The organism is Amycolatopsis sp. PSD-21 (assembly GCF_055561455.1).
Window position 1 is genome coordinate 3,760,804 of record NZ_CM145712.1, and the last position, 18,091, is coordinate 3,778,894.

An 18,091-nucleotide genomic window follows, 5' to 3' on the forward strand; every position below is an offset into this window, starting at 1 on the left:
CATGACGGACAAGCCGATCAAGGGTGGCGTCGCCACCTGGGCCTGCCTTCCCGGGTTCCCGCCCGCGGTGATCTTCCCCTTCACCCCGGGCGAGCGCTTCGGCGTGCGGAGCCTCTACGAGTTCCAGATGCTGATGTACCGGCCGCTCTACTGGCTGGGCCGGGACGGCGCGCCGGAGATCGACTGGGACCTCAGCGTCGGCGAGGAGCCGGTGTGGGACGAGACCGGCCGCACCTGCACGGTCCGGATCAAACCGTGGAAGTGGTCCAACGGCGAGACGCTCTGCGCGGACAACGTCATCTTCTGGATGAACATGCTGAAGGTGAAGGGGCCGAGGTTCGGCGCCTACTCCGAGGGCTACTTCCCGGACAACCTGGTGTCGTTCGGGAAGGTCGCCGACGACACGGTGAGCTTCACCTTCGACAAGGCGTACTCGAAGAACTGGGTGCTGCTGAACCAGCTCACCATGATCACGCCGATGCCGAAGGCGTGGGACCGCACCGCGGACGGCCCGGCCGACGCGACGCACGACATCGGGCAGGCGGAAGCGGTCTACGAGTTCTTGATGGCGGAGAACGGCGACGTCGTCGAAGAGGACAACTCGCACCGCACACGCTGGGCCGACAGTCCTGTGTGGAGTGTGGTGAACGGGCCGTGGCGGCTCAAGAGCTACACCGAGGAAGGCGTCGTCACCTTCGTCCCGAACGAGCACTACAGCGGCCCCAATCCGGCGCATCTCGACGAGCTGCGCCAGGTCTCGACGACGTCGGACGAACAGCAGTACGAACTGCTGCAGTCCGGTGACGTCCAGGTCGGCTTCCTGCCGCCGGGGATGGGTGTCCAGCCGGACGGCGACCCGACCAAGGGCGGGCCGAACCCGCTGGGCGACGGTTTCCAGCTGGAACCGCAGATCCTGTTCAACATCAACTTCATGGCGGTCAACTTCAGCAACCCGACCGTCGCCGGGAACATGATCCGGCAGCCGTACATCCGGCAGGCCCTTCAGAGCTGCTTCGACCAGGAGTACGGGGCGCGCGAGGTCTACCAGGGGTACGGCTGGAGCCAGACCGGGTCGATCCCGGTGCTGCCCAAGAGCGACCTGGTGTCGCCGAAGATCGCCGAGCGCGGTGGGTTCTGGCCGTTCGACCTGGAGAAGGCCCGGCAGCTGCTCTCGGACAACGGCTGGGACGTCAGCGCTTCGCCCGCGGTGTGCGTGCGTCCCGGCACCGGCCCCGGTGAAGCGGGCGAAGGCATCCCGGCGGGCACGGAGCTGAGCTTCTCCCTGCGCTACTGGGAAGGACGGCCGTCGCTGGCGCGGCTCATGGCGCAGTTCCGGGACGACGCGGCCAAGGCCGGCATCGAGATCCGCCTCGAAGAGGTGATGGGGTCGGTCCTGGTGGCGGAGGACGGTCCCGGCGAGAAGCGGATGTGGCAGTTGTCCTGCTGGGGCGGCGGCTGGGTCTACAACTATCCGACCGGGGAGAACCTCTTCCAGAGCGGTGCCGCCTGCAACTTCAGCAACTGGCGCGACGCCAAGGCGGACGAGCTGATCGCGAAGACGGTCACCACCGACTCGCTCGAAGCGCTGTACGAGTACCAGGAGTACATCGCCGAGCAGGCACCGGTGATCTTCATGCCGACGTTCCCGCGGCGGTTGTTCGAGGTCGCGGGGAACCTGCGCGGCTTCTCGCCGATCAACCCGTACGGGCTCATCAACCCGGAGAACTGGTACTACATCGAAAACACAGTGGAGGCTGGGTCATGACGAGGCCGGTGGTGCTGGTCGGGTTCGTGGCCGCGGCGCTGGGTTCGTCCATCAAGGACTTCCAGCCGGACGGCTCGGTCATCTTCGTCGAAGAGCCCGACGTCGTCCGCAAACGCGACGCGCGGAAGACGGTGGCCGGTTCGGCGCTGGTGCGCGAGCTCATCGAGTGGGAGTTCCACCTGCCCGGCAAGGCGGACGAGTTCTACCACGTCCACCACGACCTGGACCCGGCCGCGGTCGTGCCGCTGACCGAGTACGCGACCCCGTTCGCGGCCCGGCTCGCGGAGCGCTACGGCCTGCCGGGCGCGGGATTCGGTGCGGCGCAGATCCTGCGGGACAAGGCGGTGCTGCGCCTGGTCAGCCGGGCGGCGGGGATCGCGAATCCGGCGTCGGCGCGGGTCGAAAGCCCCGCGCAGGTCCGCGAGTTCATGGCCCGGCATCCGGGGAAGACCGTGCTGAAACCCGCGAACCGGCAGGCGTCGGTGGGGACGCAGGTGCTCACCGACCCGGCGGAGGCCGAGCAGGCGTGGACGAACTGCGTGGTGCAGGACGAGGGGATCTTCGTCCCGGACCGCGCGATGGAACTGAAGATGCTGGCCGAGAGCTTCGTCGAGGGAGACGAGTTCAGCGTCGAGATGCTGCTGCGGGACGGCGAGCCGCTGTTCGCCAACGTCACCGGCAAGCGGCTGTTCCCCGGCCCGCGCCCGATCGAGCTCGCGCATATCGTCCCCGCCGACATCCCGGACGAGCTGACCGCGACGCTGACCGAGGAGACCCGGCGGCTCACCTCGGCGGCCGGGTTCCGCACCGGGATCGTCCACTGTGAGTGGATCGTCTCGGACGGCGTCCCGTACCTGGTCGAATGCGCCGGCCGGTTCGCGGGCGACGGCATCATCGAGCTGATCCAGCGTGCCTATCCGGTGGAGCTGAACCGCGCCTACTTCTCGGTGATGAAGGACGAACCGGTCGTGGACCTGTTGCCGCGCAAGGCCGAAGGCGGCGCCGCGGTCCGGTTCCTCTCGATCGAGCCCGGCCTGATCGAGGACGTGCGCGGCGTGGAGAAGGCGTCGCAGGCCGAGGGCGTGTTCCTGTGCGACGTCAGCGTCTCGGCGGGCGACCGGTTCGACGGGCTGCGCAGTTCGTGGGACCGCGTCGGCGACCTGATGGTGACCGCGGACAGCCCGGCGGAGGCGTCGCGCCTTGCCGAAGAGGCGGTCGCGCTGATCGAGATCGACGTGCGGCCGGGCCGAGGAGAGAGGGAGAACGCCGCACCATGACCATCGAAGCCGTCCAGCCCACGCTCCCGGACGCCGGTCTCGACGTGCTCGTCACCGGGCTCTCGTCCGACGCGCACACCTGGAACCTGGTGTACCTGGAGCTGTTGCTGGAGGAACTGGGCTGCCGGGTCACCAACCTCGGCGCCTGCGTCCCGGACGCGACGATCGTGCGTGAATGCGTCACCCGGCGGCCGGATCTGCTGGTGATCAGCAGTCTCAACGGGCACGGCCGCCAGGACGGGGTCCGGTTGATGGAATCCTTCCGCGCGCGGGCGGAGCTGGTCACGATGCCGGTCGTCATCGGCGGGAAGCTCGACGTCACGGGCGGCAGCAACGCCGCGCGGCTGCTGGAGGCCGGCTTCGACGCGGTGTTCGAGGACTCCGGCGGGCTGACCCCGTTCCGGACGTTCCTCCACACCCTGTCCGTGCGTGCCCCCGGCGTCCCGCTGGGCGCCGGATGAGCGTGCTCACCCCACGTCGGGGACATTCGTTCGGCGAGGTGGTCGCGCGCCACCACGCCAGGGGGGATCTGGTCGTCCAGCCCCGGATGGGGTTCGCCGATCCGGGCCGGATGACCCGCGGGCTGCTGGCGACCAGGGCGGCGCGGGCCGCGACGGTCGGCACGATCACGATCGACAGCTACACCAGGGTCGGCGACCACGAGGCGGCTCGCGCGGCGCTGGCGGCCGGTGCCGATCTCAACGGGTACCCGCTCGTCGACCACGATCCCGCGACGACGACGGCGTTGCTCGACGGCGTGCTGACCAGGGACTTCCCGGTGCAGGTCCGGCACGGTTCGGCGGATCCCCGCCGGATCGTCCGGGCGCTGCTGGACTTCGGGCTGCACGCGACCGAGGGCGGCCCGGTGTCGTACTGCCTGCCGTACAGCCGGATGCCGCTCTCGGCGGCCGTCGACAACTGGCGGCGCTCGTGCGAAACGCTGGCCGAGGCCCGCGGCCCCGACCTGGAACCGCACCTGGAGACCTTCGGCGGCTGCATGATGGGCCAGCTGTGCCCGCCGGCGCTGCTGGTCGCGTTGAGCGTGCTGGAGGGGATGTTCTTCTGGCGGCACGGGATCCGCTGCCTGTCCTTCAGCTACGCGCAGCAGACCCACGCCGGGCAGGACGAGGAGGCCGTGGCCGCGCTGCACGCGCTGATCAGGGAATACGTGCCGCACGCGCGGACGCATGTGGTGATCTACGGCTACATGGGCGTCCACCCGAGGACACCGGGCGGCGCGCTGGAGCTGATCGCGGAGTCCGCGCGGCTGGCCGCCCGCACCGGCGCGAGCAGGTTGATCGTCAAGACCACCGCCGAGGCGCACCGGCTGCCGACCGTGGCGGAGAACGTGACCGCGCTGGAACACGCCGCCGAGTCCGCGCGGGGAGTGTCCCGCATCGGCAGGCTCGGCGACACCGGGATCCACGCGCAGGCGAAAGCGTTGGTGGACAACGTTCTTTCGCTCGACACCGACCTCGGCCGGGCGCTGGTCACCGCGTTCGCGCGGGGGCAGCTGGACGTCCCGTTCTGCCTGCACCCGGACAACGCGGGCCGCGCGCGTGGACGGCTGGACGCGGGCGGGCGGCTGGAGTGGCAGCGGATCGGCGCGATGCCGCTGGGCGACCTCGTCGACCTGCCCGCGGAACGGCGGATGACCTCGGGCGATCTGCTGGACGCGCTCCGGTACGTCGAGCGGTCGTTCGACGAGAAGTACGGGCTGCCGGGAATCGAGACCGTGAACCGACCGACACAGGGGAGTAGGACATGACCGGACCATCGGAGGCGGCGCTGCCGCCGGGCACCCGCGAGCATCTGACGTCACCGGTGACGCAGGCGGCGTTGCGCATCCAGAACAGCATCACCGCGGGCACCCGCGAATATCTCGGCATGAACGGGTTCGTCGAACTGCAGCCGCCGTTGATCGGGCCGGTCACCGACCCGGGCTGCCGCGGTGCCAAACAGGTCGACGTCGACTACTACGGGCACAAGTACAAGATGATGACCAGCGTCATCCTGTACAAACAGGCCTCGCTGCTCGCGTTCGACAAGATCTTCTACGTCGCTCCGAACGTACGGCTGGAGCCGCTGGAGACCTCGACCACCGGACGGCATCTGGTCGAGTTCACCCAGATCGACGTCGAGGTCGCCCGTGCGAGCCGCGAGGAGGTCCTCGACATCGCGCAGGGCCTGCTGCGGCACATCGTCGCCCACACGCTGCGCGAGTCCAAAGTGGACTTGGCCACGCTGGGCCGGGACCAGGAGGCGTTCACGGCGTTGCTGGAGGAGGACTTCGAGCGGATGACGCACCGCGAGGCGGTGTCGCGGCTGCAAGGTCTCCGGCACGGGCAGAGCGCCGACGCGGAGATCGACTGGCAGGGCGAGCGGATCATCTCCGAGCAGACGAACCGGCCGTTCTTCATCGTCGACTACCCCAAGGGGTCGCGCGGATTCACCGATGGCGAGTCCAGCACGGAACCGGGGGTGCTGCGAAACTTCGACCTCATCGCCTCGGACGGGTTCGGGGAACTGTGCAGTGGCGGTGAGCGCACGCACGAGTACCGGCGGCTGATCGAGCGGATGCGGGAGACGGGGGAGAACCCGGCGAAGTACGCCTGGTACCTCGACCTCGCGCGCGAGGGCCTGCCGCCGAGCGCCGGTTTCGGGATGGGGCTGGAGCGGGTGACGCGGTACATCGCCGGGCTGGACGCGATCTGGCAGGCGAACGCGTACCCGAAGCTGCCCGGGATCGCGACGCCGTGATCACCGCGCGGCAGCTCCCGGAGGACGCGATCCGGGCCAGGGCACGGGAAGGCAGCGCGGCGATCTTCCCCGACGTCGCGGGATACGGCCGGTCGCTGTTCGGCGCGGACGCCGGCGCTCCGCCGGACGAACTCGACCGCGCGCGGATCGTGCCGCCGGTGTTCGTCCCTCGGCGGCTGGAGAAGATGTTCGACCTCGCGCGTGAGCCGGTGTACGGCGACGTCGGGCTGTCGACCGTGCTCGGCGGGTTCACCGCGCCGTCGCCGGTGTTCCTGTGCGCGTTCGGGTCCACGCAGGTCGCGGGCAGCGGGCTCGGAATCGCCGCGAGCGAGCAGGCGGGCAGGCTCGGGATGCCGATGGTGATCGGTGAGAACGTCGTGCCGATGCACGGGTACGGCCGGATGGGCGAAAGCGCCGAAGACGGCCTGCTCGGCCGGATTCGCGCGTACGCCGGCGCCGTGCCCGACGGTCTGGGCGGCGTCGTCGTGCAGCAGAGCACCGAAGACGCCGACGCGGAGGTGTGGAACCTCGTCTACAGCGACCCGTCCGCGACGAAACTGCTGGAGACCGGGCGGCTGGCGTTCGAGCTCAAGGTGGGGCAGGGTGCGAAGCCGGGGCTCGGCGGGATGACCGTGCTCTCGCGAATGGCCGCGGGCGAGATCGCCGAACAGTACACAGTGGACGAAGCCTTCGGCAGGGATCAGGCCATGGTGCTGCGGTCGAGCAGCCCCGGCACCTTCACCGGCGAGATCCTGCGCCAGCAGATCCACCTGATGCGCAACAACTACCCGCGGGCCCGCGCCTGGGTGAAACTGCACCCCGGCCGCGACGTCGGCGAGGCGGCGCGGGTCGCGTGGGCGGCGGGAGCGGACGCCGTCACCGTGGACGGTGCCGAGGGCGGCACCGGCTGGGCGCCGTCGGTGTTCCTCGACCAGGTGGGGTTGCCGCTGGTGGAATGCCTGCGCCGGGTCGGCAAACACGACGCGTCGCTGCTGGTGTCGGGACGGATCTGGGAAGGGGCCCGTGCGCTGAAGTGCCTGGCGATGGGCGCTTCCGCGGTCGGCCTCGGCCGGGCGGCGCTGCTCGCCGTCGACGAGGACGCGGACGAAGGGCTCGTGCGGCTGGTGCGCTGTCTCGAACTCGAACTGAGGCTGCTCGCCAGCGCGCTCGGGAAGTACGACCTCGCGGACCTGACCACGGACGACCTTTGGTTCCCGACTCGGACGGAGCTGGACGGATGATCAACTACGACGGGAAACGGTTCCGCAAGGTCAGCACGGATCCGAACGCGCCGGTGACCCTGTACCGGCAGAAGGACGATCTGGTGTGGGCCGAGCTGAGCGGCGGCGGGGTGCGGCTCGGCTCGCTGACCGGGAAGTGCGGCGAGGACGGCACGATCGACATGGCCTACACGATGGTGCTGGCCAGCGGGCAGGTGATCGCGGGGCACAGCACGAACACGCCGGAGTTCCTGCCGGACGGGCGGATCCGGCTGAACGAGGTGTGGGAGCGGTACGGGAACCCCGGCTCCCGTGGAACCTCCGCCATCGAAGAGGTGACCGAGTAGGTCGTTTCGCGCGTGAAGGCCCCCTTCCCTCGGCTCAGCCGAGGGAAGGGGGCCTTCACGCGCGTCCGGGGTGCGGCAGGAGCTGGGTCGAGCGGGTCGTGAGTGGCGTTTCGGGTTCTAACCCGAAACGCCACTCACGACCCGCTCGACCCAGCGCGAACCCGGCGATCATGTCGCGAAAGCCACTTTCGGGACATCAGACGTCGCGAAAGTGGCTTTCGCGACGCGTGCGGGGGCTGGCGCCGCGCGAGGGCCCCGGCAGGTGGTGAAGGCCTCCTTGCCTACCTTCAGGGTAGGGAAGGAGGCCTTCACGGACATCGACTCGGGCGGAAGGGGATTTCTACCGGCGTTCCTCGCCCGAAAGGCGAATTCACGCGACCGAAAAGGGCAAGCGACGGGGCTGAACGGCGCACGCCGAAAGGAGCAGTTCAGGTCGGGTTCTTTTCCAGGTATTCCGTCCAGACCTTCTTCGGAACGCACATTCGCCACGAGTCGACGATCAGCTCTCGTAACTCTTCGTAATCGATCGCGGACAGCCGGACGCGGACCCACTGATAGCGCATATCAGACGGAATCGGCATCATGAACTTCTCCGGCTCGCCCGCCACGAGCGCTTCCCGCTCCTCTTTGGGATAGCCGAATCCCATCACGGTTTCGTCCGGTGAGAGCGAAAGAAAGACGATTCGCCCCACGCGGAACTTCGCCCGGTCACGGACCAGTGCCTCATAGGCACGAGGAAGGTCCGAAACGATCCGTCTGACGTCATCCCCGGTTACCATTTTTCCACCATTCTCCGCTGTGTGTTCCCCAGTCACCCGTGGCGCCCATGGTGAAGGCGACGTAAAGGTATTCGTCGAGGATCTTCGCCAGTGGCACGGGCCTGCCCACCAGTGCGGGGATTTCCGCCCCGCCGACCCCCGCCTCGGCGATCACCGCGGCGGCCCACGCGCGGCCGAGGCGCAGGTGCGCGCCGAACGCGGCGCCGTCACGGGCGCCGTGGAGGGCGGCCGCGATGGCGGCGTCCCACGGCATGATCGTGTTGGGCCGCAACGCATACAGTGCCTTGGCCGCGGCGGTCGGACCCAGCGTACGCCTGGTCCGTCCCGCTGAGACGACGACACCCGAGAGGTCCGCGTAGGCCTTCGCGGCGGCGTCGATCTCCGCGTCGGTCAAGCCGGCGAGATCGGCCGACGGGAGCGTGGTCCCCCAGGTCTCCCACCAGGCGCGGACGCCGTCGTCGAAGGGTGCGGGTTCGCCGTCCCGCGGGTACCGGATACGGCATCCCCACGAGTTCAGCCAGCGAAGAAGAATTGTGCGGTGCGCGGGCTGTGACAGGTCGATCGCGGAGTGCGTTTCCTCGAGCAACCGAAGCCAAGAGGCGTCCACATTCGCGAAGCCGTTGAACACTTCGGCGGCCCGCCTGAGTTCGGCGAGCGGGGGCAGGGGGGCAGACATGGGCGAACCCTATCCGGTGCCACCAAGGGGGTGAATTTCCGCGTCCAACTATTGGACTTTGTACATTGAGTCACCTATTTGTATCTGCTGCATCCTTCATTGGTCCTTTAGGGTTGTGGCCAGGAAGGTCACAAGGATGGCGGTCACGCAGCGCGATTGCGTTACCCCATCCAGGGGAGGGAGAGGGCATGGGCAGACCCGAGCGACCGTTGGACGGCTCCACTGGTCCGATCGCCGCATTCGCTCACGATCTGCGCGTTTTGAGGAACCGGGCGGGAAACCCGAGTTACCGGGAACTCGCCAGGACCGCACTGTTCGCACCTTCCGTGCTGTCCAGCGCGGCGAGCGGCCATCGCTTGCCGACGCTCGCCGTGACGTTGGCGTTCGTCTCCGCGTGCGGTGGGGACCGTGCGGTGTGGGAACGGCGCTGGCGCAGCGTCGCCGGACAGCCGGGAACCGGCGCCGAGACCCGGGAAGACCGTGCGGCCGACACGCCACCGGACGGCGCGCACGCGACGGCATCCGGCGTCATCCGCCTCGCCCGTCCGGCCCAGCTGCCGATGGCGTCGAGGACTTTCGTCGGCAGGGAACGGGATCTGGCCGACGCCGCCGAGATGATCGGCGCGAGCGGGCCGGTCAAGGTGCCGTTGCTCGTCAGCGGCCCGATCGGGGTGGGGAAGACGGCTTTCGCCCTGCGGCTGGCGGAAGAGGTGGCGGCGGGCTTCCCGGACGGGCAGCTGTACGCCGACTTGGGCGACAGCGGCTCCGGCGGCCGGTCGGCCAATGGGATCGTGCGCGGATTCCTGCGCGCGCTCGGTGTGCCGGCGCATCTCGTGCCCGACGATCCGATGCAGCGGATCGGGCTTTACCGGTCCCTGCTGGCGGAACGCAGGTTGTTCGTGCTCCTGACGGGCGTCCGGGACGAGGGGCAGGTGCGGCCGCTGCTCGGTCAGGCCCCGCACAGCCAGGTCGTGGTCACCAGCCGCGCCCGGCTGCTCGGTTTGGAGGACACGAACCGGATCGAGCTCGATACTTTCTCCCGCAAGGAATCGCTGGCCTTGATCGGCCGGATCGCCGGACCGGGCCGGGTGCGGGCGGAACACGACGCCACCGACACGATCGCCGAACTGTGCGGTGATCTTCCGCTGGCGGTCAACATCGTCGGCCGCAAGATCGCCGCGCGCCCGGAATGGGCGATCGCCTACACCGCGGGCCAGCTCGCGGATCGCGAACGGCTCATGGACAGTCTCTGTGTCGGCGACGTCAACGTGCGGGACCGGTTCTCCGCCGCGTACGACCATCTGTCGCCCACCGAACGGGAGGCCGTCCAGCACTTCGGGCAGAGCGGGGCGGGCTGGACGACGTCGATCGGCGTCGCCGCCGCGATGGGCATCATGATCGAGACCGCCGACGAACTCCTCGAATCCGTGGTGGACGCCGGACTTCTCCAGCGTGCCAACGTCGCCGGGCGCTACGCGGTCTCCCGGTTGGTCAGCGCGTTCGCCGCCGAACGGCGACGGGAACCGGGGCCGCTGGCCGCCGCCGTCCCGATGGCCGGCCGAAGGACACGCAAGAACGCGTTCGAATCGCTGCGTCACGAGGCGGTGCGCACCCTGCCGGGCGGCTCGTCCGAAGGTTGATTGTTCTCCCCGCGCGGCGCTTCCGGTCAACGGGCCGCGCGGCTTGAATGAGTCGACGAATGAAGGCGAGCGAAATTCGGTGACACAATGCTGATTCTGTCGATGAAAGAGGGTCACGATGGCGGGATCGTGGCGATCGAGGACGGCAAGCTGCTGTTCGCGCTGGAGTCGGAAAAGGACAACTACCCGCGCTACGACCGGATCACCGGCGAGCTGATGGCGCGCGCGGCGGGCATGCTCGACAAGCAGCCCGACGTGGTCGCGCTCGGCGGCTGGGTCAAGGGGGAGTTCTCGGTGGAACCGCCGTCCCGCACCGGATACTTCGGTGTCGGCGAGGGCGCGATCTCCGACGAGGCAGGCAAGTTCTTCGGCAAGGACGTGCGGTACTTCTCCTCGACCCACGAGCGCTCGCATATCTACACCTCCCTCGGGATGGCCCCCGCGGCGCCCGGCCAGGCGTACTACTCCCTGGTGTGGGAAGGGAACATCGGTGACTTCTACCGGATCGACGAGCGCGGCGAGGCCACCCACCTGCAGCACGTCCTGACCGACCCGGGCGCGAAGTACGCGTATCTCTTCGCGCTGGCCGACCCGGGTTTCCCGCTGGGCAAGGGGAAGTTTCGGTTCAACGACGCCGGCAAGCAGATGGCGCTGACCGGGTTCGCCGAGCCGGGCCCGCTCACGCCGGACGAGCAGAAGACCATCGACTTCATCCTCGACCGCGACGGCATCATCCTCGGTCTGTCCAAAGAGGAGATGTCCTGGTCCCATCTGTACAACGCCGGTGTCTGGTCGCAGGAATACCGCAACGCGGCGGCGAAGCACTCGCAGGCGATCTTCAACCGGTTCTACGACTACGCCGAGAAGAACCTGACCGAAGGCCTGCCGCTGCTGATCTCCGGCGGCTGCGGCCTGAACTGCGACTGGAACCGCTTGTGGCGGGAGAGCGGCCTGTTCTCCTCGGTGTTCGTGCCGCCGTGCCCGAACGACAGCGGCTCCGCACTGGGCACCGCCATCGACGCGCAATGGTTCTACACCGGGCAGGCGACCATCGAGTGGGACGTCTACGCGGGGGAGAACTTCGTCGAGGACGTCGTCCCGGATCCCGCCAAGTACGAGACGCGGCCGCTCGTGGCGAGCGAGGTCGCGAAGTACCTCAAGGACGGCAACATCATCGGCTGGGCGCGCGGCCGGTACGAGATGGGCCCGCGGGCGCTGGGCAACCGGTCGATCCTGGCTGCGCCGTTCACCGTGGACACCACCGTGCGGCTCAACAAGATCAAGCGCCGCGAGGACTACCGCCCGATCGCGCCGATCGCACTGGAATCCGACGCCCCCAAGTGGTTCGTCGGCTCGGTGGAAGACCCGTACATGCTGTACTTCAACCACGTCACCTCCGACGAGTTGAAGGCCATCACGCATGTCGACGGCACCGCGCGTACCCAGACGGTGACGCGGGAGCGCAACGCCGGCATCACCGATCTGCTCGAGGCGTTCCGTGAGCAGACGGGGTTCAGCGTGCTGTGCAACACGTCGCTGAACAACAACGGGCGCGGTTTCCTCAACCGCACCAGCGATCTCATCGAGTACGGGGAGACGTACGGCCTCGACGGCTACGTCATCAACGACACGTTCGTGACCCCGCGCGCTTCCTGAGAAACCTTGCCCGACGGGGGTAAGGCCCGGATGCCACCACCCAGCAGTGGCATCCGGGTACCTCGTGCTGCCCGAACGAAGTCTCGCCCGGAGGGGGAAGACCATGCGAGTCGTGTTCGCGGGCGGTGGCGTCATCGCGCTGCTGACCGCGCTGGAATGCGTGTCCGCCGGGCACGAAGTGGTGATCGCCGACCAGGCGGACATCCCGTTCTCCGGCGCGACCTCGTTCGACCGGCACCGCGTGCTGCGCGCGTTGCATACCGGCGACCCGGCCGCCACGGCGGCCGCCGTCGGCGCGCATCACGCGTGGATCGAACTCGAAAACCGGCTGTCCACGTCGTTCTACGAACAGGTCGGAGCGCTCACCGCGCTTCCGGCGCCCGAGGCCGCGCGGGATCTCTTGACGGCGGCCGGATCGAAGGCCGAAGTGCTCGGCGCGGACGAGCTCGCCGCGGAATTCCCGCACGCCGGGTTCGTCCCGGGGACGAGCGCGGTCTTCGAGTCGCACGCGGGAGTCCTGCTCGCCGATCGCGTCCTGACCGCGTGCGCCACCCGGTTGCGGTGGCACGCGAACGCGGAACTCCATCCGCATCGCAGGGTGGCCGGGATCGACGCCGATCGGGCCGAGGTCCGGCTGGCCGACGGGGAGACCCTCCGCGGTGACGCCGTCCTGGCGGCGGCGGGCCCGTGGTCGCGGGATCTGCTGGCCCCCGCGCTGTCCAGGGAACTCGTGCTGCACCGGCAGACGATGCTCTACTGCGACGTGCCGCCCGCCGACGCCGCCGCGTGGGCTGCGACCCCGGCGATCACGTCGCTCGGCTCCGACGGGGGCGCGTGGCTCGTGCCGCCCGTCGCCGGAACGCCGTTGAAGCTCAGCGCCGCGAGCGCGTGCCGCGTCGTCGACGAGATCGGCGGCGCCACAGTGCCCTCGTGGTGGCGTGAGCACCTGATCGACACGTTCGCCACGCTGATCCCGGGTTTCCGCCGGGACTGGCTGGTCGACACCCGGGACTGTCACTACCTGGCCCGGCGCTCCACCCTCGGCCCGCTGCTCGCCGTCCTCGGCGACCGGGTGCTGACCTACGCGGCGTGCGGCGGCTCGTCGTTCAAGTTCGCCCCGCTGATCGCCCGGTCCCTCGCCGCGCGCCTGACCGGCGCCGGCCCGGTCCCGACCGGACTCGAACCGCTCGACCGGCCGCTCGTGCGAGCGGGCGGTGCCCACCCGATCCGTCCTGCCCTGCGAGGTGTGTCGTGAAACTGCTCGCGCTGGAAGCCAGCCAGAACTCCTACTACTACCTGCCCCGGTATCAGCAGATCGAGGATTTCGGCGGGGTGCTGTACGTGCTCAACGGGATCGGGACCGAGGATCTCTGGCCGTCCGAGCGCTACCGGATCGCCGGCAGCAACCACATCGACGACCTGATCCGGCACGCGAAGGCCTGGCACGCCGAAGAGTCCTTCGACGGCGTGCTCACCTTCTCCGAGTCCGGCGTGGTCCTGGTCGCCGCGGTGGCCGAAGCGCTCGGCCTGCCCGGAATCGGCGTCGACGCGGCGCGGACCAGCCGGAACAAGCTGATCATGCGGCAGGCGCACGAGAAGGGCGGTGCCGCGCATCCGGACTTCCGGTTCGTCGAAGACCTCGATTCGGCCCTTCAGGCGGCCGAGGACTTCGGCTATCCGGTGATCCTCAAGCCGACCCTCGGCGCGGCCAGCAACTTCGTCTTCCGGGTCGACGACGAAGAGAAGATGCGGGAGCGCTACGCGCAGGCGCGCGAAGGCATCGACGGGATGTCCTGGTACAACATGGAGGCCGAAGGGCTGGATCTCGGCCCGCACGGCCTGCTCGTCGAGTCCTTTCTGGACGGTCACGAGCATCTCATCGAGGCGGTGGCCTGGGACGACGAGGTCTACCTCGGGTCCATTGTGGACAGGGTTACGTCGGAGGGGGAGACCTTCGACGACGACGTGCACCACGCGCCCACGTCGCTGACCGCCGAGCAGGTGGCCGAAGTGCACGCGGTGGTGGCCGCCGGCGTGCGTGCACAGGGGCTCACCCGCGGCGCGCTGCACGCCGAAGTCCGGTTCCACCAGGGCAAACCGTTCCTGCTGGAGATCGCCGTCCGCCCCGGCGGCGGGGGACTCGACCACATGGCGCGGCTTTCGGCCGGCTACGACCCGATCAAGGGACTCATGGACGTCTCCCGCGGGGTTCGGCCGGACGTCCGGCACTTCAGCCCGACCGGGCTGCACACCGCCGCGATGTGCCTGATCTGCCCCGGCGGCGTGATCGCCTCGATCGACGTCCCGCCCGCGGTGAACGAATCGGACTCCCTGTACTACCTCAAGATCTTCGCCAAACCGGGTGATCTGATCAAGCGCCCGCCGCTCGGCAACAACATCTTCGGCGGCATCGGCGCGCTGGGCGCGTCCTTCGACGAAGCCATGCGCAACGCGAACGACCTGGCAGGGAAGATCGAGGTCAAACTCTCCGAAACCCAGAAGTAGCACCAAAATCGTGTGGAGGAAGCGTGTCACGGACTGCCACCCAACGGCACTACCTGATGGTCAGACCGACGTACTTCGACGTCGAGTACTCGATCAATCCCTGGATGGACCCGAAGAAACCGACGGACACCGAGCTGGCCATCGCGCAGTGGGAATGGCTGCGCGACCTGTACGTCGACCTCGGCCATCGTGTCGAGCTGCTCGATCCGCTGCCCGGCCTGCCCGACATGGTGTTCGCGGCCAACGGCGCCACCGTGGTCGACGGGCAGGTGCTCGTCGCGCGCTTCCATCACGTGCAACGCGCCGGCGAATCCGCCGCGTACCTGAAATGGTTCCGGGACAACGGATATCGCTACGTGCGGCAGGCGCAGTGGGTCAACGAGGGGGAGGGCGACTACCTCGTCGCGGGGAAGACGATCCTCGCCGGGACCGGGTTCCGCACGAACCCGGAGGCGCACAACGAATCGCGCGAGTTCTTCGGCCGCCCGGTGACCAGGCTGACGCTCATCGACCCCCGGTACTACCACCTCGACACGGCGCTCGCCGTCCTCGACGAGGACACGGTCATGTACTACCCGGGCGCGTTCTCCGAGGAAAGCCTTCTGCTGCTGAAGGAGCTGTATCCCGACGCGATCCTGGCCTCCGAGAGCGACGCCGCCGTGTTCGGGCTCAACGCCGTCTCCGACGGCAAGCACGTCGTGCTCCCGCAGGCGGCCACCGAGCTGACCGCGCGGCTGCGGGAACACGGCTTCGAACCGATCGGTGCCGACCTGTCCGAATTGCTGAAGGCGGGCGGCAGCGTCAAATGCTGCACGCTGGAACTGCGTGCCGGTTAGGGAGAGAACTCGATGGATTCGGCTGTGCGGGACCGGCGCGGGCGCACCACGCTGCGCCGGATCGTCGTCGGGACGGCGTTGATCGCGGTTCCGGCGGTGGTCGTCGTCGTGGTGCTCGGCCTGGGGTCGGCCTACGCGCCCGTCGCGAGCACGGGCGCCAAGGCAGCGGGCGGCGGGCCCGACACCTACGCGCGCCTGCTGGTCGCGCTTCCGGTGATCCTGGGCGCCTGCTACCTGGCGGGCGTCCTGGCCCGGCGGCTCGGCCAGCCCGCGGTGATCGGCGAGATCGTCGCCGGCATCCTGCTGGGTCCGTCGCTGTTCGGGCTCGTCTGGCCCGGCGCGTTCGGCTGGCTGTTCCCGGGCGGGGTGGTCTCGGCGATCAACATCCTTTCGCAGCTGGGCCTGATCTTCTTCATGTACCTGGTCGGTTCGGAGATCGATCTCGGCGCGGTGCGGAGGCGCGGGTTCACCGCGGTGACGGTCAGCCAGGTCAGCATCGCGCTGCCGATGGTCTGCGGCATCGTGCTCGCGCTCGGCATGTACCCGACCTTCGGCGGTGACGTCGGCTTCCTCGCTTTCGGGCTGTTCATCGCGGTCTCCATGAGCGTGACGGCGTTCCCGGTGCTGGCGCGGATCCTGACCGACCGCGGCCTGTCGAAGACGCCGCTGGGGGCGCTGGCGCTCACGTGTGCCGCCGTCGACGATGTCGCCGCGTGGTGCCTGCTGGCCGTCGTGGTCGCCGTGAGCCAGGGCGGGTCACCGTCGGAGGTGTTCCTGACCGTCGGGCTGACCCTGGTGTTCGTCGTGGTCATGCTCTACGTCGTCCGGCCGCTGCTGGCGAAGGCGCTCGCCCGCGTGCCGGAGTCCGCGGTGCTCGCGATCCTGCTCGGCGGGATCATGCTGTCGGCGCTGGCCACCAACGAGATCGGCATCCACGCGATCTTCGGCGCCTTCCTCTTCGGGGTGATCGCGCCGAGGAACGATCCGGTCGTCACCCGCGCGGCCGGGAAGCTCGGCAGCGTGACCCTCACGTTGCTGCTGCCGCTGTTCTTCGCCTACACCGGGCTGCACACCGAGTTCAGCCTGCTCGGCTCCGGATCGCTGTGGCTGTGGACCGTGATGATCACGGCGGTGGCGGTGTTCGGGAAATGGGTGGGCAGCACCACGGCGGCCCGGCTGACCGGGGTCGGCTGGCGCGAATCGCTTTCGCTCGGGGCGCTCATGAACTGCCGGGGGCTGACTGAGCTGGTGGTGCTCAACGTCGGCCTCCAGCTGAAGGTGATCAGCCCGGCGGTGTTCGCGATGCTCGTGATCATGACGCTCGTGTCGACGATCGCGACCGCCCCCGCACTCAGTCTCATCGCCAAGTTCAAGACGAGACCGCCGGTCCAGCGGCGGCGGAAAGTGGATAGGACACCATGACCAGCAAGGAAACCCTAGTCAGCACCTTCGCCGAGGTCGTCCTCGACGACGAAGTCCGAGACACCATCGGGAGCGACCTGCGGTCCTTCCCGAATCCTGTCGACGACATCGACCGCTCGCTGGCGATGCTCCGCGTCGCGTTCTCGAAGCTGCCGATCGACCAGTCGCAGACGATCCTGGACTTCGGCAGGCATGTCGACACCCCCGGCGTCGCGCTCGTGCGCAACCTGCCGGTGGACCCGGAGCTGCCGGAGACGCCGATCGACGGCGAACCCAGCAAGGACAAGAAGACGTTCGTCGCCGAGACCGTCCTTTTGGGACTGAGCCAGCTGCTCGGCGAGCCCGTCGGGTTCACCACCGAGAAGAGCGGGCGGCTCGTGCACGACGTCGTCCCGGTGTCGGCGGGGGCGCGGAGCCAGACGAACCAGAGCTCGCACGTGTTCCTGAACTTCCACAACGACATCGTGCACGACGCCGTCGGTCGGTACGACGTGTCCAATCCGGACTTCCTGGTGCTGAACTGCGTCCGCCAGGACGGGAACAAGGAGGCCGTCACCTACTACGCCGACGGCAGGGACATCTCGGCCGCGCTGGATCCCGAGGTGCTCGACGTCCTGCGCCGCCCCCTCTTCCGGCTCAACGCGCCCGGCAGCTACGTGCGTGACGTGGCCAAGGGGGCCGACGTGCTCTCCGACCTCGTGGCGGTCATCTCCGGGCCGGCGGACTCGCCGGAGGTGGCGATCTCGGCCAACGGTGTGGTGGGGGAGACCGTCGAGGCGGAACAGGCGCTGGAGGAGTTGCAGCGGGTCTGCCGCGAGGTCGCGCACCAGGTCAAACTGGAGCCGGGGACGGCGCTGCTGATCAACAACCGGAAGGGCCTGCACGCGCGGTCGCAGTTCTTCGCGCGGCACAACGGGCGGGACCGGTGGCTGCAGCGCACGTACATCCGGCGCAGCCTGTGGACGATCCGGTACCGGGGGACGGCTGAGGACCGGCGGGTGCACTGAGCCTTCCTGCCCGCGGTCGCGGCGTGATTGGACGGACGGCACGCGTGATTGAACGGACGACACGCGTGATTGGGCGGACGGCACGCGTGATTGGGCGGACGACTCACGTTCGGCCCGGGTCCGGCCCGTGACGTCCGTCCAATCACGAGAGGCGGCCGTCCAGTCACGCGAAGCCGCACCGGGCCGAGGTTGCGAAAGCCA

At 68.9% G+C, this 18,091-nt stretch carries 16 protein-coding genes; 14 read left to right on the top strand and 2 right to left on the bottom strand.

Features of this window, described 5'->3' with window-relative positions:
• The first annotated feature begins 1 nt into the window (after window position 1).
• Genes ACZ1DY_RS17845 through ACZ1DY_RS17875 form a run of 7 tightly spaced genes read left to right on the top strand, consistent with a single transcriptional unit; the run spans window position 2 to window position 7,369 of the window.
• Complete coding sequence (locus ACZ1DY_RS17845; protein WP_257487538.1) at window positions 2-1,765, top strand: ABC transporter substrate-binding protein; 1,764 nt, start codon at window positions 2-4, stop codon at window positions 1,763-1,765.
• Window positions 1,762-3,042 (top strand): ATP-grasp domain-containing protein, encoded by a 1,281-nt coding sequence (locus ACZ1DY_RS17850; protein WP_465485005.1) that lies wholly within the window; start codon window positions 1,762-1,764, stop codon window positions 3,040-3,042. The genes ACZ1DY_RS17845 and ACZ1DY_RS17850 overlap by 4 nt, the downstream gene beginning before the upstream one ends.
• Complete coding sequence (locus ACZ1DY_RS17855; RefSeq protein ID WP_257487536.1) at window positions 3,039-3,503, top strand: cobalamin B12-binding domain-containing protein; 465 nt, start codon at window positions 3,039-3,041, stop codon at window positions 3,501-3,503. Before ACZ1DY_RS17850 ends, ACZ1DY_RS17855 begins: the two co-directional genes overlap by 4 nt.
• A complete protein-coding gene (locus ACZ1DY_RS17860; RefSeq protein ID WP_465485006.1) occupies window positions 3,500-4,810 on the top strand; it encodes a methylaspartate mutase in 1,311 nt (436 codons plus the stop codon). The genes ACZ1DY_RS17855 and ACZ1DY_RS17860 overlap by 4 nt, the downstream gene beginning before the upstream one ends.
• A complete protein-coding gene (locus ACZ1DY_RS17865; protein WP_257487534.1) occupies window positions 4,807-5,802 on the top strand; it encodes an asparagine synthetase A in 996 nt (331 codons plus the stop codon). The genes ACZ1DY_RS17860 and ACZ1DY_RS17865 overlap by 4 nt, the downstream gene beginning before the upstream one ends.
• Window positions 5,799-7,043, top strand: a complete 1,245-nt coding sequence (locus ACZ1DY_RS17870) for a glutamate synthase-related protein (protein ID WP_465485007.1) — start codon at window positions 5,799-5,801, stop codon at window positions 7,041-7,043. The genes ACZ1DY_RS17865 and ACZ1DY_RS17870 overlap by 4 nt, the downstream gene beginning before the upstream one ends.
• A complete protein-coding gene (locus ACZ1DY_RS17875; protein ID WP_126730808.1) occupies window positions 7,040-7,369 on the top strand; it encodes an avidin-fold protein in 330 nt (109 codons plus the stop codon). Before ACZ1DY_RS17870 ends, ACZ1DY_RS17875 begins: the two co-directional genes overlap by 4 nt.
• 428 nt (window positions 7,370-7,797) lie before the next feature.
• Here ACZ1DY_RS17875 and ACZ1DY_RS17880 read toward each other — a convergent pair whose 3' ends face one another.
• Together ACZ1DY_RS17880 and ACZ1DY_RS17885 are read right to left on the bottom strand one after the other, a co-directional pair.
• Window positions 7,798-8,148 (bottom strand): MmcQ/YjbR family DNA-binding protein, encoded by a 351-nt coding sequence (locus ACZ1DY_RS17880; protein WP_257489708.1) that lies wholly within the window; start codon window positions 8,146-8,148, stop codon window positions 7,798-7,800.
• A complete protein-coding gene (locus ACZ1DY_RS17885) occupies window positions 8,132-8,824 on the bottom strand; it encodes a hypothetical protein (RefSeq protein WP_465485008.1) in 693 nt (230 codons plus the stop codon). Before ACZ1DY_RS17885 ends, ACZ1DY_RS17880 begins: the two co-directional genes overlap by 17 nt.
• 188 nt (window positions 8,825-9,012) lie before the next feature.
• Between ACZ1DY_RS17885 and ACZ1DY_RS17890 the strand changes: the two genes are divergently transcribed.
• The 7 genes from ACZ1DY_RS17890 (at window position 9,013) to ACZ1DY_RS17920 (ending at window position 17,890) form a co-directional block, all read left to right on the top strand.
• Window positions 9,013-10,464 carry an NB-ARC domain-containing protein gene (locus tag ACZ1DY_RS17890; RefSeq protein ID WP_465485009.1) on the top strand — a complete coding sequence of 484 codons (1,452 nt, stop codon included), beginning with the start codon at window positions 9,013-9,015 and terminating at the stop codon, window positions 10,462-10,464.
• Window positions 10,465-10,551: 87 nt separating this feature from the next.
• Window positions 10,552-12,120, top strand: a complete 1,569-nt coding sequence (locus tag ACZ1DY_RS17895) for a carbamoyltransferase C-terminal domain-containing protein (RefSeq protein ID WP_126730814.1) — start codon at window positions 10,552-10,554, stop codon at window positions 12,118-12,120.
• A 103-nt stretch (window positions 12,121-12,223) separates the two neighbouring features.
• Window positions 12,224-13,375, top strand: coding sequence for an NAD(P)/FAD-dependent oxidoreductase (locus ACZ1DY_RS17900; RefSeq protein ID WP_465485010.1), 1,152 nt, complete (start codon window positions 12,224-12,226; stop codon window positions 13,373-13,375).
• Window positions 13,372-14,625 (top strand): ATP-grasp domain-containing protein, encoded by a 1,254-nt coding sequence (locus tag ACZ1DY_RS17905; RefSeq protein ID WP_257487529.1) that lies wholly within the window; start codon window positions 13,372-13,374, stop codon window positions 14,623-14,625. Before ACZ1DY_RS17900 ends, ACZ1DY_RS17905 begins: the two co-directional genes overlap by 4 nt.
• Window positions 14,626-14,648: 23 nt before the next feature.
• Window positions 14,649-15,461 carry a dimethylargininase gene (gene ddaH, locus ACZ1DY_RS17910; protein ID WP_465485011.1) on the top strand — a complete coding sequence of 271 codons (813 nt, stop codon included), beginning with the start codon at window positions 14,649-14,651 and terminating at the stop codon, window positions 15,459-15,461.
• 12 nt (window positions 15,462-15,473) lie between these two features.
• Window positions 15,474-16,883 (top strand): cation:proton antiporter domain-containing protein, encoded by a 1,410-nt coding sequence (locus ACZ1DY_RS17915; protein ID WP_465485012.1) that lies wholly within the window; start codon window positions 15,474-15,476, stop codon window positions 16,881-16,883.
• Window positions 16,880-17,890: a TauD/TfdA family dioxygenase gene (locus tag ACZ1DY_RS17920; protein ID WP_465485013.1), complete on the top strand. Its 1,011-nt coding sequence runs from the start codon at window positions 16,880-16,882 to the stop codon at window positions 17,888-17,890. The genes ACZ1DY_RS17915 and ACZ1DY_RS17920 overlap by 4 nt, the downstream gene beginning before the upstream one ends.
• Window positions 17,891-18,091 lie beyond the last annotated feature (201 nt).

Excerpts from the sequence above, each read along its gene's own strand:
- ACZ1DY_RS17845 (WP_257487538.1), top strand. The coding sequence starts at position 2 with ATGACGGACAAGCCGATCAAGGGTGGCGTCGCCACCTGGGCCTGCCTT.
- ACZ1DY_RS17850 (WP_465485005.1), top strand. The coding sequence starts at position 1,762 with ATGACGAGGCCGGTGGTGCTGGTCGGGTTCGTGGCCGCGGCGCTGGGT.
- ACZ1DY_RS17855 (WP_257487536.1), top strand. The coding sequence starts at position 3,039 with ATGACCATCGAAGCCGTCCAGCCCACGCTCCCGGACGCCGGTCTCGAC.
- ACZ1DY_RS17860 (WP_465485006.1), top strand. The coding sequence starts at position 3,500 with ATGAGCGTGCTCACCCCACGTCGGGGACATTCGTTCGGCGAGGTGGTC.
- ACZ1DY_RS17865 (WP_257487534.1), top strand. The coding sequence starts at position 4,807 with ATGACCGGACCATCGGAGGCGGCGCTGCCGCCGGGCACCCGCGAGCAT.
- ACZ1DY_RS17875 (WP_126730808.1), top strand. The coding sequence starts at position 7,040 with ATGATCAACTACGACGGGAAACGGTTCCGCAAGGTCAGCACGGATCCG.
- ACZ1DY_RS17880 (WP_257489708.1), bottom strand. The coding sequence starts at position 8,148 with ATGGTAACCGGGGATGACGTCAGACGGATCGTTTCGGACCTTCCTCGT.
- ACZ1DY_RS17885 (WP_465485008.1), bottom strand. The coding sequence starts at position 8,824 with ATGTCTGCCCCCCTGCCCCCGCTCGCCGAACTCAGGCGGGCCGCCGAA.
- ACZ1DY_RS17890 (WP_465485009.1), top strand. The coding sequence starts at position 9,013 with ATGGGCAGACCCGAGCGACCGTTGGACGGCTCCACTGGTCCGATCGCC.
- ACZ1DY_RS17895 (WP_126730814.1), top strand. The coding sequence starts at position 10,552 with ATGCTGATTCTGTCGATGAAAGAGGGTCACGATGGCGGGATCGTGGCG.
- ACZ1DY_RS17900 (WP_465485010.1), top strand. The coding sequence starts at position 12,224 with ATGCGAGTCGTGTTCGCGGGCGGTGGCGTCATCGCGCTGCTGACCGCG.
- ACZ1DY_RS17915 (WP_465485012.1), top strand. The coding sequence starts at position 15,474 with ATGGATTCGGCTGTGCGGGACCGGCGCGGGCGCACCACGCTGCGCCGG.
- ACZ1DY_RS17920 (WP_465485013.1), top strand. The coding sequence starts at position 16,880 with ATGACCAGCAAGGAAACCCTAGTCAGCACCTTCGCCGAGGTCGTCCTC.